This window comes from Paenibacillus sp. HW567 (assembly GCF_000374185.1).
In the GTDB taxonomy this organism is placed as follows: domain Bacteria; phylum Bacillota; class Bacilli; order Paenibacillales; family Paenibacillaceae; genus Paenibacillus_AQ.
In genome coordinates this window covers 697036-711511 of record NZ_KB910518.1, presented here as the reverse complement: position 1 = coordinate 711511, position 14476 = coordinate 697036, and the positions used below count along the sequence as shown (strand labels likewise).

The window sequence follows — 14476 nt, the reverse complement described above, 5'->3', positions numbered from 1 at the left end:
CCTTATCCTTTCAGCTCTGCGATGCGGGCCAGCACTTTCTCACGTTTGGCAGAATAGTCCGCCTGCTTTGCCCGTTCCTCTTCGATGACTTTAGCCGGCGCTTTGGCGACGAAGCCCTGATTCCCGAGCTTCTTCTCCACGCGCTCTACTTCGCTGTTCAGCGTCTGCACTTCTTTTTCCAGACGGATAATTTCCTGCCCGATATCAATCAGTCCTGCGAGCGGCAGCAGCAGCTCTGCTCCCGTAACCACAGCAGACATTACCTCGTCCGGCGTTTGCGGATTGAGGCCCGACTCAAAGGAAGAGGTGTTGCAGAAACGTCCGATATAATTATCGTTCCGGGAAATAATGCCGAGTGTTTCTTCATCCGCAGCTTTGATAATCAGTTCTACCTTCTTGCTCATCGGAACGTTAACTTCGGCACGGATATTGCGGACCGCACGGATCACGTCCATCAGCAGATTCATTTCCGCCACAGCCCCGGCGTTCTCCAGAGCGGAGTCGTATTTCGGCCATTCCGCCAAGGTAATCGTGTCACCCTCATGCGGCAGATGCTGCCAGATTTCCTCCGTAATGAATGGCATGAACGGATGAATCAGGCGCAGCGTGCGGTCAAGCACATAAGCCAGCACCGATTGTGTCTTGGCTTTGGCAGCAGCGTCCGCACCATAAAGCGACAGCTTCGCGAATTCTATATACCAGTCGCACAGATCATCCCAGATGAAATTGTACAGGAGACGGCCGGTTTCGCCATACTCGTACGCGTCAATTAGACGCGTAATATCGCGAGAAGTTTCGTTCAGGCGGTGAAGAATCCAGCGGTCTGCGGTCGAAAGCTCACCTGTAATGTCAATATCCGCGAAGCTTACACCTTCCAGATTCATCAATGCAAAGCGCGAAGCATTCCAGATCTTGTTGGCAAAATTACGCGCCTGCTCTACCTTCTCCATACGGAAACGTAAATCCTGTCCAGCCGTAATGCCTGTCGAAATCATGTAGCGCATGGCGTCCGCGCCGTACTGCTCGATAACATCCAGCGGATCAATCCCGTTGCCGAGCGATTTGGACATTTTACGGCCTTCGGCATCGCGCACAAGACCGTGCATCAGCACATCGGAGAACGGCTTCTTGCCGGTGAATTCAAGCGCACTGAAGATCATCCGGGCTACCCAGAAGTAAATGATGTCATAGCCGGTAACCAGTACATTGTTAGGATAAAAACGCTGGAAATCGCTGCTGCTCTCATCCGGCCAGCCCAGGGTTGCGAACGGCCACAGATTAGAGCTGAACCAGGTGTCGAGAACGTCCTCGTCCTGCTTCAGATCATCGAGTCCGCTGATTTGACGGGCTTCCTCTTCACAGTCCGCCACAAATACTTCACCCGTAGATTCGGAGTACCATGCCGGGATGCGGTGTCCCCACCATAGCTGGCGGGAAATACACCAGTCGCGGATATTCTCGATCCAGTTCAGATACGTCCGTTCGAAGCGTTCCGGCACGAAGTTAACGCCAGTGCCATCCTTTTGAGCGGCAATGGCCGCTTCCGCCAGAGGCTGCATCTTGACGAACCATTGGGTTGACAGATAAGGCTCAACAACTGCACCCGAGCGCTCGCTGTGCCCTACCTGATGCACATGGTCTTCAATAGCAACCAGTACACCCTGCTCCTGCAGATCCGCAACGATGGCCTTACGGCATTCACTGCGGTCCTGGCCTTGATAAGGACCGGCTTCCTCGTTCATTGTCCCGCTTTCATCCATGACATTAATTTGCGGAAGATTGTGGCGAAGACCTACTTCGAAGTCATTCGGATCATGCGCCGGGGTAATCTTAACCGCGCCGCTGCCGAAATCCTTCTCTACATATTCATCGGCAATAATTGGAATTTCGCGACCAATAATCGGAAGAATTAAGGTTTTGCCAATCAGGTCCTTATAGCGATCATCCTCCGGATGCACCGCTACAGCCGTATCGCCCAGCATCGTTTCCGGACGCGTCGTGGCTACCGTAAGGAAGCCGCTGCCGTCCTTCAGCGGATAACGCAGGTGATACAGATGGCCGTTAACCTCTTTATATTCAACCTCAATATCAGACAATGCCGTACGTGCGGCCGGGTCCCAGTTGATGATGCGTTTGCCGCGGTAGATCAGGCCTTTTCGGTACAGCTCCACAAAAACCTTGCGTACGCCGCCCGACAAGCCTTCATCCAGGGTGAACCGTTCCCGTGAATAGTCGAGGGACAAGCCCATCTTCGCCCATTGCTCATGAATGGTTTCCGCATATTGGTCTTTCCAGGCCCATACCTGCTCCAGAAACTTCTCCCGTCCGAGGTCGTGGCGGGAGATGCCCTGCTGGCGGAGCTTCTGCTCCACCTTCGTCTGGGTTGCAATACCGGCGTGGTCTGTTCCCGGCAGCCAGAGGGTATCATAACCTTGCATCCGCTTGGTGCGGATCAGAATATCCTGCAGCGTGAAGTCAAGCGCATGCCCGATATGCAGCATGCCCGTAACATTCGGCGGGGGAATTACGATGCTGTAGGGCTCTGCTTCAGGACGTTTGCCGGCTTCAAAGAAGCCGTGCTCCATCCAGTAAGCGTACCATTTCTGCTCCGCCGACTTCGGATCATATGTAGTCGGCATATCGTTCTGCTTGCCGTTTGCTGCGCCAGCCTCTGCTGTGTCCTGCAGGTCCGGCAGCTCAGGCGTTGTAATGTTGTGATCAGCCATTGTTGGAACCCTCCATTTAAGTAGCATATTATGCACAAAAAGGCCCTTCGTCTCAAAGGACGAAAGGCCATTCTTTCGCGGTACCACCTTTGTTTCGCGCTATACAAAAATAACCCTCAGCCTTTAGCCCCTAACGGTTCTACAAGCCCAGCGCGACACTCATGCAGATAACGGCTGCATCCGGCCACATCCTACCCTGAATTTCATATCATGAAATCAGGCTTAGAAGGGCGACTCCGGGGCGACTTCGGGGGCTGCATCCTGCGGAAGTTCACAGCAACAACAAATTCCGCTCTCTGAAGGGCTGACCGCCTACTCTTCCCGTTCCCAGTCTTTCACTTTACTTATTTCCATAATACATTTAGTACTATTCCTAGTCAACCAGCATACACACAAACTGCGGAACTTATACATGCAAACATGCATAAGAAGATCCCGCACCGCTTCCGGCCGGGACCTTCTAATAATTACTGTCAGGGAATGTACAGAACCTGCCCTTCCTCCACGTTCTGCCCGGAGAGGCGATTGTACATCACCAGCTCCCGTGCGCTAAGCTGATATTTCTCCGCGATGGTATCCAGGGTGTCTTCACGCTGGACAATGCAGAGCCTGACCTTGCGGAACATATCCGCGCCGTTCAGACCGCCGATAAACCGGCTTTTCCACTCCGTGTCATTGCCGGCCTCGGGGGCTGCCGGCGCAGATACCGGCTGCTCGGAGTGCTGGATCTCCTGCTCCTTGCGGACCCGGCCTGCGCCAAGCAGGGAGGAGAAGGAGAGATGCTCCTGCGCCGCAGGCTTCTCCTCTTTTTTACTGCCGACGCCGATCTTCAGATCAGCCTTCTCCTTCTCTTTCTCCTCAGGCATCGTCTGGACCTCGGGTGACAGCTCAGGCACATTCTCGTTTTCCGGTGCAGATTCTGCTGCGGGCTCATTAGGCGAGGAGGCCTCATTGTCCAAAGCTTCGGAAGAGAGCGCAAGCTCTTCTTGGTAAACCGCATGAACCTCTGCAGAAGGAGTCTCAGCGCTACTCTCCACGGAGCCGGTATTATCTGAGGCGCTGATTCCCGAATTCAGATTGTGGGTACGCAATTTCGCTTCCTTGTCCTTTTGCTGCTCGGGGGCAAGGTCCGCAGGCTGCGTGGACACTACCGCCTCCGGAAGTGGCGGATTTGCAGCAGACTCCACAGTTCCCCAAGGATTGCCATTGCTGCTTACATTCTCAGCCACATGCGCGGAAATATCCGTCGCTCCCTCGTTATAGGTCCAGAGCGAATTCTCATAGAGCGCCTCACTCTCATGCTCACGTTCACCAGCCGGAGCTTCCGCGACCCGCCCCTCTTCCTCGGGGGAATACGCTACGGTATACTCCTCCTGCTGCCAGGCAGGCTGCGTGTCACCGGTTCCGATTCCATGCAGCGAAAGTACGCCGGTTATATTGACTGTGCGCATCGTAAGCAGGTCAATATCGAAATTTTCGATCTCCACCCCTATGTCGTCAAGCGAGCTGACCCGTGTCAGCGGAACTGTAATTTCAACGGGAATTGCATGCTCCAGACGTTGTGTCCGGTCATCTTCTCCCCGGTAGAGCCCGGTGAGGAGCAGTTGGCCGTACAGCTCAGCCCGGTCCTCCCGCTGAATCACCTGGATGTCCGGGATCAGTTCAACCTCTTCCAGCTCAGCTATTCCCGGAAGCTCTGCCGGCAGATGAATGCGTTCATAAATATCAAACCGCAAACCGTGGGACTGGTCAAACACGGAAAGTGTCCTCCTTCTTGGCATAATCTAACCCTGAGACAAGCCCAGAGCATAAGCCCAAAATGTTACTCCACTCATGTATATGCTTCAATCAGGAAGGCATGACAACTTTGGGCTGGGCTCTGGCGGACAGGAACAACTTTCTTGTCCGGGTGAACCCTTTTTCGGTTATAATCGGTATAACTCCTGAAAGGAAGATCATCGTTATGTCTAGAGCAAGGGTATTTGACCTTTTCCTGTTTATGGCTTCCCTCGCCATAGCCTTCGGCGCGAACCACGCTGTAGTCCTGGACCATACATATATTCTGGCACTGATTCTATACTGGGCGTTCTCCAGCTTTTATTATCAGTTGCGCATAGTGACCCGCAGCGGCAACTCCAACATAGATTATGCAATCAGCTATACTTCTTCTTTTGGCATATTCGCCGGCCCTCTTGGCACATTCCTGTTCGAGGTATTTTACCGGTTTACCGTATTTTTTTACAAAAAGAAAACGAAAACCGCAGATCCCGGAGAATTCCTGGATACCTTTTATAATATCGGCTCCTTCGCGCTTGGCGGCTCGGCCAGCTATTACCTTTATACGCTGCTCTACCCCTTTGCCGAAAAGATTCCGCTGGGCGTAGGCTACTGGCTGCTCTTTCTGCTGGTAGTCTGTGTAACAACAACCCTATCTTCAGGCTTTATTGTGATTACCTTTGCGCTGTCAGGAGATATCACCACCCGCCATGAGGCCTACAACATCATGTTCAAGAACAGAAATCTGCTGGACTTCAGCAAGGTAACCCTGACCAATGCTTTATTGCTGCGGCTGCTGCAAATGGAGAAATGGGAGATGCTGATCGCGCTTTTCCTGCTGAATTACATCGTCAGCCTTTCCTTCTATTCCAAATCGCAAAGCGCCCAGCATAAATTTGAACGGGATAAATTCGAGCAGATGGCCTACCAGGATTTTTTGACAGGAACCTTCAACCGGGCCCACATGGACAAAATGATGAAGGAGCTGGGCCAGAGCGGAGAAAACATCGGTGTTGTTGTCGCTGACATCGACCGCTTCAAAAAAATCAACGATACCTACAACCACGCCGTCGGCGACCGGGTCATTATCCATTTTGCCGAAACCTTAAAGGCGCATTTGCAGGAGAAGGACATTCTGTTCCGCAGCGGAGGGGAAGAGTTCACGATTTTTTTAAGAAACAAGACCTTTGAGCAGTGCCGCACGCAAATCCAGGAGATTCTGGACGATATTCACGAGCACAGTGTTACTGCGGAATTCGAGGAGGAGAACATCACCGTGGTGTATTCGGCTTCTTTTGGACTGTACTATTACAAGGCAGCTCCGGGCCAGAAAACTTCCATAGAAAAAGGCTACGTCTGCGCCGACCAACTGCTGCTGGAATCGAAGAAGCTTGGCCGAAACCGTCTCTCCTGGAAAAATGAGCTGGAGCTGCCGGAGTCTTAGTGTGCAGATAGAGTGTCACCAACGGGCTCTGCCGGGAATACACTGTCGCAATAACAGCAGAATCCCCGGCAGGAAGGAGGGTGAAGGCATTGACCAGCGTTGACCCCGTATATCTAAGCTTGAAGGTGATCGAGCAACAACTGACACCTGAGTTCCAGCAAATTGGTGTGGAGCAAAGGGATTTCAATACCGTGCTGAGACATATTCACGAAGCGGGCTATGCCCGTGCAGGCAAGCTCACTCAAGCAGGCCGCGATTACATCAGAGATTATGAAAAGAGGCTCCAGTAAGTGGAAACGGCTACGCCTTTCTTATAAGGACGATATCCGAAAAAAAGGAGACGTAAGGCTACGCTGCGGCGTAACTTTACGTCTCCTTTTAAGTTCCCACTGACCCGCATCCAATCCGCTGCGGGGAACCTTACTCTTGCGGGCCGCAACCGAGCAGCTCCCGCAGCCGGAGCATGTCCTCCGGCCAAGGATCGGTTATTTCCAGCTTCTCCCGGCTCCAAGGATGGTTGAACACAAGCATTTCACCGTGCAGTGCCTGACGGCCCTTGGCCTGCGGACGCTGGCGCTGACCGGTGTCTACTTCCGTAACGCCGGAGTTCCAAGGAGGACCGCCGTACAGCTCATCCCCGTATAACGGATGGCCCATGTGACTGAGGTGAACACGGATCTGGTGCGTGCGTCCGGTCTCAAGCTCCACCTTGACCGCAGTTCCGCCCTGCAGCACCTCGCGGCCTATGATTTGCGTCATCGCCGCTTGTCCGCCCGGCGAGACCCGCCGGCGGGCCGCATGATGGCGGTCCCGCCCGATCGGGGCGTCGATGACCTTAAGCGCCGGCGGCACGATGCCCTCCACAATCGCGGCGTAGAGCCGTGAGACTTCTTTGCCGCGCATAGCCTCATCGAGAACAAGCTGCGCGTATTCATTCTTCGCATACAGCACCGGCCCAGTCGTGTCTTTGTCCAGCCGATGGATGTGGCGGACGGCGACGCCTCCGCCGGAAGCGGCATAATGCGCCGCAACGACATGATCCAGCGTGACCTCATCACTGCTGCCATCCGGGTGAACCCCCATGCCCGCAGGCTTATGGACAACGAGGCAAAAATCATCCTCGAAAAGCACCCCGGCCTCCTGCCATACCGGCTCAATTCCCGCCTCCCGGTAGGGGAACAGCAAGAGCCGCAGCCGGTCTCCCCGCCACTGGATGCCGCCCTCGCGGCGCAAGCGCGCATGAAGCTTCGCAGGCATCCCGGCGGTGGCCAGCAGCCACCTGTCTACCGCCGCCTCCGCATCTGCGGCAGCGGTAACGGCCCGTCCGGGCATGGCCTCCAGCCATTCCCCCCGGCGGGTCCATGCTCCGCCGCCTGCAATGCCGCCGGAGACATGTCCCTTCTCCGCCGTCACAGAGACTTGAGGGCACGGTAATGGCCCTCAAGGGTATCGTCAATATCCTGCTCGCTATGCGCGGCAGAGACGAACATTCCCTCAAACTGCGAAGGCGGAACGCTGATTCCCTGATCCAGCATTTTGCCGAAATAGCGGCGGAATATGTCCAGATTGCTCGCTTTTGCCGTATTATAATTGGTTACCGGCCCTTCGGTAAAGAACGGGCAGACCATCGAGCCAACACGGTTAATCGTCAGCGGAATGCCAATCTCTTCCGCATTGCGCTTCAGCCCCGCTTCCAGCCGCGCGCCGAGAGTTTCCAGACGGTCGTATACCTCCGGTGTCAGCAGCTTGAGCGTAGTCAAGCCCGCCGCCATCGCCAGCGGATTGCCGCTCAGGGTACCCGCCTGGTAGATCGGGCCTGTTGGAGCGATCTGCTCCATAATCTCCCGTCTGCCGCCATAAGCGCCTACCGGAAGACCGCCGCCGATAACCTTGCCGAAGCAGGTCAGGTCCGGCTCGATACCGAACAACCCCTGCGCACAGCCCCGGTTCACCCGAAAGCCAGTCATCACCTCGTCAAAAATCAACAGTGCGCCATACTCCGTTGTCAGCCCGCGAAGCCCCTCTAAGAATCCCGGAAGCGGCGGTACCACGCCCATATTTCCGGCAATCGGCTCCACAATCACTGCCGCAAGCTCATTGCCGTACCGTTCAAAGGCGACCTTAACTCCCTCCAGATCGTTGTATGGCACAGCAATCGTGTTCACCGCTACACCTTCAGGCACGCCGGGACTGTCCGGCAATCCGAGCGTTGCCACACCCGAACCGGCTTTGATCAGGAGGCTGTCCCCATGGCCGTGGTAGGAGCCTTCGAACTTGAGGATTTTGCTGCGTCCGGTATAGCCCCGGGCAAGACGGATGGCGCTCATGGTAGCTTCGGTTCCCGAATTGACCATACGTACGATATCAACGGAATGTACGCGCTCTACTACCGTTTTGGCCATTTCTGTCTCCAAAAGTGTCGGTGCGCCGAAACTTGTCCCTTTGGACGCCGTCTCCTGCAGCGCCTTCACCACCTCAGGGTGGGCATGCCCCATAATGAGCGGACCCCATGAGCAGACGTAGTCGATAAAGCTGTTGCCGTCGATATCGTAAATGCGCGAGCCCGCGCCATGATCTACATAAATCGGTGTCAATCCAACAGATTTGAACGCCCGGACCGGGCTGTTCACCCCACCGGGGATATACTGCTTAGCTTCTTCAAAAGCGTTGCGGGAAGCCTCTTCCCGCCGCGCCAAAGGCGTGTTCTCCATGATCTCCACTCCAGTCCTGTTCATATTCCCGGCTAGCCGCCGGGGCATTTAGCCGCGCAGCCAGCGGGCCGCATCTTTGGCAAAGTAAGTAATGATAATATCCGCTCCGGCGCGTTTCATCCCGGTCAGCATTTCCAGGACTACGGCCTGCTCATCAATCCAGCCCTGCTGTGCAGCCGCTTTGACCATAGAGTACTCTCCGCTCACATTATAAGCGACCAGCGGCAGATCGAATTGGTCACGGATGGTGCGGATCACATCCAGATAAGCCAGGGCAGGTTTTACCATCAGCATATCTGCGCCTTCCAGCACATCGGAATCCGCTTCGCGGATCGCCTCTCGCAGATTGGCCGGGTCCATCTGGTACGTTTTGCGGTTGCCGAACTGCGGTGCGGAATCAGCGGCTTCACGGAAAGGACCGTAGAAGGCTGAAGCATATTTTACTGAATAAGACATAATCGGCACATGCTCGAACCCGTTCTCATCGAGTCCGGCACGGATCGCCTGCACGAAGCCATCCATCATATTGGAAGGAGCAATAATATCCGCCCCCGCCCGGGCCTGGGATACCGCCGTACGGGTCAGCAGCTCCAGCGAAGCATCGTTGATCACATCGCCGTGAACCACACCGTTGACCGTATGGGTATGAACCATGCCGCAATGCCCGTGGTCCGTGAACTCGCACAGACAGGTATCCGCCACCACCAGCAGCTCAGGGTACCACTCTTTAATCAGCCGTGTAGCCTCCTGAACGATGCCATCCTCCGCGAACGCGGAAGAGCCCACAGCATCCTTCGTTTCGGGAATCCCGAACAGCAGCACAGCCGGGATGCCCAGCGCGGCAATCTCGTCAACCTCTTCCTTCAGCGTATCCAGCGAAAAATGGTACACGCCCGGCATCGAGCCGATCTCATTTTTGATACCTGTTCCATGCGTTACAAAAATCGGCTGGATGAAATCCAGCGTATTCAGTACCGTCTCCCGCACCATTCCGCGGATTCCGGCTGTCCCGCGCAAACGGCGGTGACGCGAAATTGGAAAACCCATTTTTTCATCCTCCTGTATATGTAAATATCTACACAAATCGAGCATTAAATGCAGCTATGATTCCATCCATGCTTTGACTGCAGCGATATATTTATCTTGTCTGCGTGCAGAAGCCTTTTTTCAAAAAACAATTTTTCGTCCACGGCCTATCTCAGCCGCGTTGTCTCATTCCAGCGGCAGAGCTCCTGCACCAAAGCTTCCATCGTCGCTTCGGCAGGGAGCAATCCCGGTGTAAGCCCAGCCTCTACGGCAGTTTTCTCCGTTACAGGTCCAATGCAGGCTATTGTGATGTCTGCAAGCAGCGGAAGCGGGTCTTCCAGCCCCATCCGCTTCAGGATGCTGATGAAATTGCGCACAGTTGAGGAACTGGTGAAGGTAATCGCATGAATACGCTTCTCTTCCAGCAGCTTAAGCAGCTCAATATCATCCTCCCCGGTCACCACCGTCTCATAGGTGTCCACTTCGGTCACCTGCAGCCCAAGCTCACGCAGCTTGTCCGGCAGCCATTCCCGCGCCAGATCGCCGCGCGGAAGCAGCACCTTCTGCCCCGGCTGCAGCCTTGAGCCGAAGGCTTCAAGCAGCCCCTCTGCCTGGAAGCGTCCAGGCAGCTCTTCGGCCATCAGCCCGCGCTGCGCCAGCGCAGCGGCTGTGGCCGGACCCACCGCGCCGATAGCTGCGTGGTGCAGCCCCCGGACGTCCACCTTCAGCTCCGCCAGGTGGCGCCAAAAAAACTCCACGCCGTTCGCGCTGGTGAAGAATACGTAATCGTATTCTTCCAGCGCCGCCAGCGCGGCGGCAATGCTTGCTCTCTGCTCCTCGCCTTCGGGCAGAATCGTCTCAATAACAGGGAACTCGTAGGGCTCGCCGCCGAGCTCCTCAATCCGGTCCACCAGCTCGCTTGCCTGGCTGCGGGCGCGTGTAACCACAATGCGCTTGCCGAACAGCGGCAGCGCCTCTACCCACATGAGCTGCTCGCGCTGCAGCACCACCTCGCCGACGACAATTACCGCCGGCGGCTGAAAATCCGCCGCCTTCACCTTCGCCTCGATGTCGGCAAGCGTGCCCGTCAGCGTCTCCTGATCCGCCCGCGTGCCCCAGCGCACCAGCGCCACCGGCGTCTGCGGCGGCCGCCCGTGCTTGATCAACTGGGCGCTGATATACCCGATTTTGGCAACCCCCATGAGGAAAACCAGCGTCCCCGTAGCATTCGTCACCTTATCCCAATGAATGGAATGGTCCAGCTTATCCGGGCTCTCATGCCCTGTAATAATGGACAGGGAGGAAGCCAGGTCCCGGTGGGTTACCGGAATGCCGGCATAAGCCGGGACACTGATTGCCGAGGTAATCCCCGGCACAATCTCATAGTAAATGCCATGCCTGCGAAGCAGCTCCGCCTCTTCACCCACACGGCCAAAAATCGTCGGGTCTCCGCCCTTCAGCCGCACCACCGTCTTGCCCTCAAGCGCCAAATCCACAAGCAACTGGTTAATATCCTCCTGCTTCATCGTGTGGCGGTCAGGCAGCTTGCCTACGTATATTTTTTGCCCGCCGGGTTTCATCCATTGAAGCAGTCTTGGACTAGCCAGCCGGTCGTACACCAGCACATCCGCCTTCTGAATGCATTCCCGGCCTTTAATTGTAATCAGCTTCGCATCCCCGGGACCTGCGCCAACCAAATAGACCTTCCCTGTCATTCCCTCATCCCCTTGCATCCGCCAAAATCTGTTCCGCTCCCCTGGCGATAAGCTTTCTCGCAACCTCTTCGCCAAGCTGTACCGGATCTTCCCCGGTGCAGGTTTCCTTCAAAATCAACGATCCGTCCGGCGTTCCCACCATTCCTGTCAACGTGATCAGCGGAGTAGATGCGTGTGATGCTGAAGCTGCGCTGGACTCACCCTGAGCGATCATGCTGCCAGCATCGTTCTTTTCCGCCAATACAGCGGCTTCTCCTGCTTTACCTTCCAGCACCGCGTAAGCACCAATCGGCACCTGGCAGCCCCCATTCAACGCTCCAAGAAAAGTCCGCTCCGCGGCCACGGTCAGCGCCGTCTGCTCATTATTGTACAACGCCAGCAGCTTCCGCAGCCCGGCGTCTTCCGTCCGGCACTCGATTCCGAGTGCACCTTGCCCCACAGCGGGCAGACAGACCTCCGGCGGCAGATAAGCCGTCACACGGTCCTGCCAGCCCATCCGCGTCAAACCCGCCGCAGCCAGGAGGATCGCGTCATATTCACCGCTCTCCAGCTTGCGCAGCCGCGAGTCGATATTACCGCGGACCGGCTCAATCTTCAGATCGGGCCGCAAGGCGGCGAGCTGGCTGGAGCGGCGCAGGCTGCTCGTGCCCACGCGTGCGCCTTGAGGCAAATCAGCCAGCGCCAGGCCGCCATTCGAGATCAGACAGTCGCGCGGATCAACACGTCGCGGCACCGCGCCGTTCATTAAGCCCTCTGGCAATTCAGAAGGCATGTCCTTCATACTATGTACAGCCATATCAATCTCTTTAGCCAACAGCGCCTGCTCGATTTCCTTTACAAACAGCCCCTTGCCGCCTACCTTGGACAAAGTAACATCAAGAATGCGGTCCCCTTTGGTAACAATTCTATGCACCTCAAAGGTAAACCCGAAGCCATGCTCCCCGCTCAGCCGCTCCAGATCCGCAATCACCTGCCCTGTCTGCGTGAGCGCCAAAGCACTTTGTCTGCTGCCAACAATAATCTTCCGCATCCTTCATCCCTCCTGGTAACCTGCCTCTGCCGCTATTCTTCACCCGTTCGCATGTTTCGGCTCAAATAACGGCATTTCTGCCGTTATTCTGCACACGCTGGCTGATTCCGGCTCAATTAATGGCATTTCTGCCGCTATTTCACTCGTGACGGCCAATTTCCGCTCAAATAACGGCATTCCTGCCGCTATTTCACGTGCACTAGCCGATTCCACCTCAAGCAACGGCATTTCTGCCGTTATTCCACACACACTGGCTGATTCCGGCTCAATTAATGGAATTTCTGCCGCTATTTCACTCGTGACGGCCAATTTCCGCTCAAATAACGGCATTCCTGCCGCTATTTCAGGTGCACTAGCCAATTCCACCTCAAGCAACGGCATTTCTGGACCTCTGTCAAGAAAGTGGACACTATTTAAGAGCAAGCACTTAGATTCTTGTAGTACTGGGACTCAAACCGGTCTGGTGATAGATAACCTAAAGAACCATGAATGCGTTTCCGGTTGTAAAAGAGCTCAATATACTCAAAGATTTTCTGCTGTGCTTCTTGCTTGGTCTTAAACCGGGTACGGTACACACACTCTTTTTTCAGCACACTGTGGAACGACTCGATACACGCATTATCGTAACAGTTTCCCTTTCGACTCATACTTGCCTTCATTTTGTAGGTGACGAGCTGCTCGCGGTACTCCGTAGAAGCATACTGCGCCCCCTGGTCGGAATGATGGATCAACCCTTCCGGTGGTTTCTTTGCCTTATAGGCTTCCTGTAAGGCTTCGAGGACTAATTCTTTTTTCATGTGGTCGTACAGCTTCCAGCCCACGATCTTTCGAGTATACAAGTCCATAACGCTCGCTAAATACAACCGGCTTTCCTTGCAACGAATATACGTAATGTCTACCATCCACACCTTGTTCGGAGCCGTCGTCACAAAAGTCTGATCCAAATGATTGGGGGCAATAGGATACTCGTGGTTGGAGTCTGTCGTCTGCACCTTATATTTTTGCGCGCTACAGGAACGAAGCCCTTGCTCCCGCATAAGCTTGCCTACCAGGCGCTCAGACACCTTCCACCCTTCCTTCCGAAGGATATCGGTAAGTTTAGGGCTTCCGTAGACGCCGTTATGGTCGTGAAAAAGCCACGTGAGGCGGGAAGTAAGGGTCTCTCTTCGCTTCTGGATGCTATTCTCCTGACCTTTTTGCGCTAGCCATTTGTAATATCCGCTCTTTGACACCTGAAGGACTTGGCACATCTTCTCTAATCGGAAGGTGGAGCGATGATCTTCGATAAATTGGAAAGTTAGTTTCTTTCCTTGCTGAAGATGTGCACGGCTTTTTTTAAGATGGCGAGCTCTTCTTTCAGATCCTGAATTTCTGCTTCTTGTTGTTTTAAAAGCTTGGCCTGCTGCTGGACCGTTTCCCCAACGGCTGCAGGCTCATGTTTCCATTGACGATATTTACGCATCCATTGGCGCAGCGTTCCCACGGGGACCCCCAGCTCCACGGATAACTCCGGAATCGACTTCGTTTGGCCCTGGATGAACTGTACCGTCTGTCGTTTGAAGTCTTCATTATAGCTCTGTCGTACTTCTTTCATTCTCGGACACCTCTTTCGTGTAAGCTCATTATCTCATGTTCTTACATGGTGTCCACTTTCTATACTAACCGCATTTCTGCCGTTATTCCACACACACTGGCCGTCGGCTTTCCTCCTGAGTCCCCAGTTGTCCCCCTGCCCTCCGCTCCGATGTTCCGCCCAATTTGCCGCAAGCCAGCACTCTAGTAAATCGTCAAGCTTTAAGTATTGGAGTTCAAACGATTCTCCACCGAACGGATTAGGACGTGGAGATCACACCGCAGGCGTATCAGGCCGCACGAACAGAATCATCTCCTACTCGGAAGAGGCTGCCCGTTTGTTTACGGACTGAGCAGCTCTTATTTCTACAGAAAGTCATTTTTCTGCAAGTGAACGGACTCCAGCGCCGTTATTGGCGGATATTTACCTCGAATTCACCTGCCGAAGAGGCAATAAGCGCTTTACGGTCCGTTAA

General features: G+C 54.8%; 11 protein-coding genes, 1 pseudogene and 1 other annotated feature. Of the genes and pseudogenes, 2 read left to right on the top strand and 10 right to left on the bottom strand.

Annotated elements, in window-relative coordinates:
- Positions 1-2 precede the first annotated feature (2 nt).
- Both B212_RS0103435 and B212_RS0103430 read right to left on the bottom strand, forming a co-directional pair.
- Complete coding sequence (locus B212_RS0103435; protein WP_028530589.1) at positions 3-2639, bottom strand: valine--tRNA ligase; 2637 nt, start codon at positions 2637-2639, stop codon at positions 3-5.
- A 139-nt stretch (positions 2640-2778) separates the two neighbouring features.
- Positions 2779-3064 (bottom strand) — a binding site (T-box leader).
- 135 nt (positions 3065-3199) lie between these two features.
- Positions 3200-4483 (bottom strand): LysM peptidoglycan-binding domain-containing protein, encoded by a 1284-nt coding sequence (locus B212_RS0103430; protein ID WP_019908970.1) that lies wholly within the window; start codon positions 4481-4483, stop codon positions 3200-3202.
- A 206-nt stretch (positions 4484-4689) separates the two neighbouring features.
- Between B212_RS0103430 and B212_RS0103425 the strand changes: the two genes are divergently transcribed.
- Both B212_RS0103425 and B212_RS0103420 read left to right on the top strand, forming a co-directional pair.
- Positions 4690-5946 carry a GGDEF domain-containing protein gene (locus tag B212_RS0103425; protein ID WP_028530588.1) on the top strand — a complete coding sequence of 419 codons (1257 nt, stop codon included), beginning with the start codon at positions 4690-4692 and terminating at the stop codon, positions 5944-5946.
- Positions 5947-6035: 89 nt separating this feature from the next.
- Positions 6036-6236 carry a hypothetical protein gene (locus tag B212_RS0103420; RefSeq protein ID WP_019908967.1) on the top strand — a complete coding sequence of 67 codons (201 nt, stop codon included), beginning with the start codon at positions 6036-6038 and terminating at the stop codon, positions 6234-6236.
- A 130-nt stretch (positions 6237-6366) separates the two neighbouring features.
- Here B212_RS0103420 and B212_RS0103415 read toward each other — a convergent pair whose 3' ends face one another.
- The 8 genes and pseudogenes from B212_RS0103415 to B212_RS0103380 all read right to left on the bottom strand — a co-directional run bounded on the left by B212_RS0103415 (position 6367) and on the right by B212_RS0103380 (position 14022).
- Positions 6367-7326, bottom strand: coding sequence for an RluA family pseudouridine synthase (locus tag B212_RS0103415; protein ID WP_028530587.1), 960 nt, complete (start codon positions 7324-7326; stop codon positions 6367-6369).
- A gap of 29 nt (positions 7327-7355) precedes the next feature.
- Positions 7356-8657: a glutamate-1-semialdehyde 2,1-aminomutase gene (gene hemL / locus B212_RS0103410; RefSeq protein WP_019908964.1), complete on the bottom strand. Its 1302-nt coding sequence runs from the start codon at positions 8655-8657 to the stop codon at positions 7356-7358.
- A gap of 48 nt (positions 8658-8705) precedes the next feature.
- Positions 8706-9704: a porphobilinogen synthase gene (hemB, locus tag B212_RS0103405; RefSeq protein ID WP_019908963.1), complete on the bottom strand. Its 999-nt coding sequence runs from the start codon at positions 9702-9704 to the stop codon at positions 8706-8708.
- A gap of 146 nt (positions 9705-9850) precedes the next feature.
- The gene (cobA, locus tag B212_RS0103400) at positions 9851-11398 is read right to left on the bottom strand and encodes a uroporphyrinogen-III C-methyltransferase (RefSeq protein ID WP_019908962.1); all 1548 of its coding nucleotides are present in this window, start codon (positions 11396-11398) and stop codon (positions 9851-9853) included.
- Between the two features lie 4 nt (positions 11399-11402).
- Positions 11403-12428, bottom strand: coding sequence for a hydroxymethylbilane synthase (hemC, locus tag B212_RS0103395; RefSeq protein WP_019908961.1), 1026 nt, complete (start codon positions 12426-12428; stop codon positions 11403-11405).
- A gap of 39 nt (positions 12429-12467) precedes the next feature.
- Positions 12468-12809, bottom strand: a complete 342-nt coding sequence (locus B212_RS0103390; protein ID WP_019908960.1) for a hypothetical protein — start codon at positions 12807-12809, stop codon at positions 12468-12470.
- 32 nt (positions 12810-12841) lie between these two features.
- Positions 12842-13729, bottom strand: a pseudogene (locus B212_RS0103385) (IS3 family transposase); the annotation flags it as partial.
- Positions 13726-14022 (bottom strand): transposase, encoded by a 297-nt coding sequence (locus B212_RS0103380; RefSeq protein WP_019908958.1) that lies wholly within the window; start codon positions 14020-14022, stop codon positions 13726-13728. The pseudogene B212_RS0103385 and the gene B212_RS0103380, both read right to left, overlap by 4 nt.
- Positions 14023-14476 lie beyond the last annotated feature (454 nt).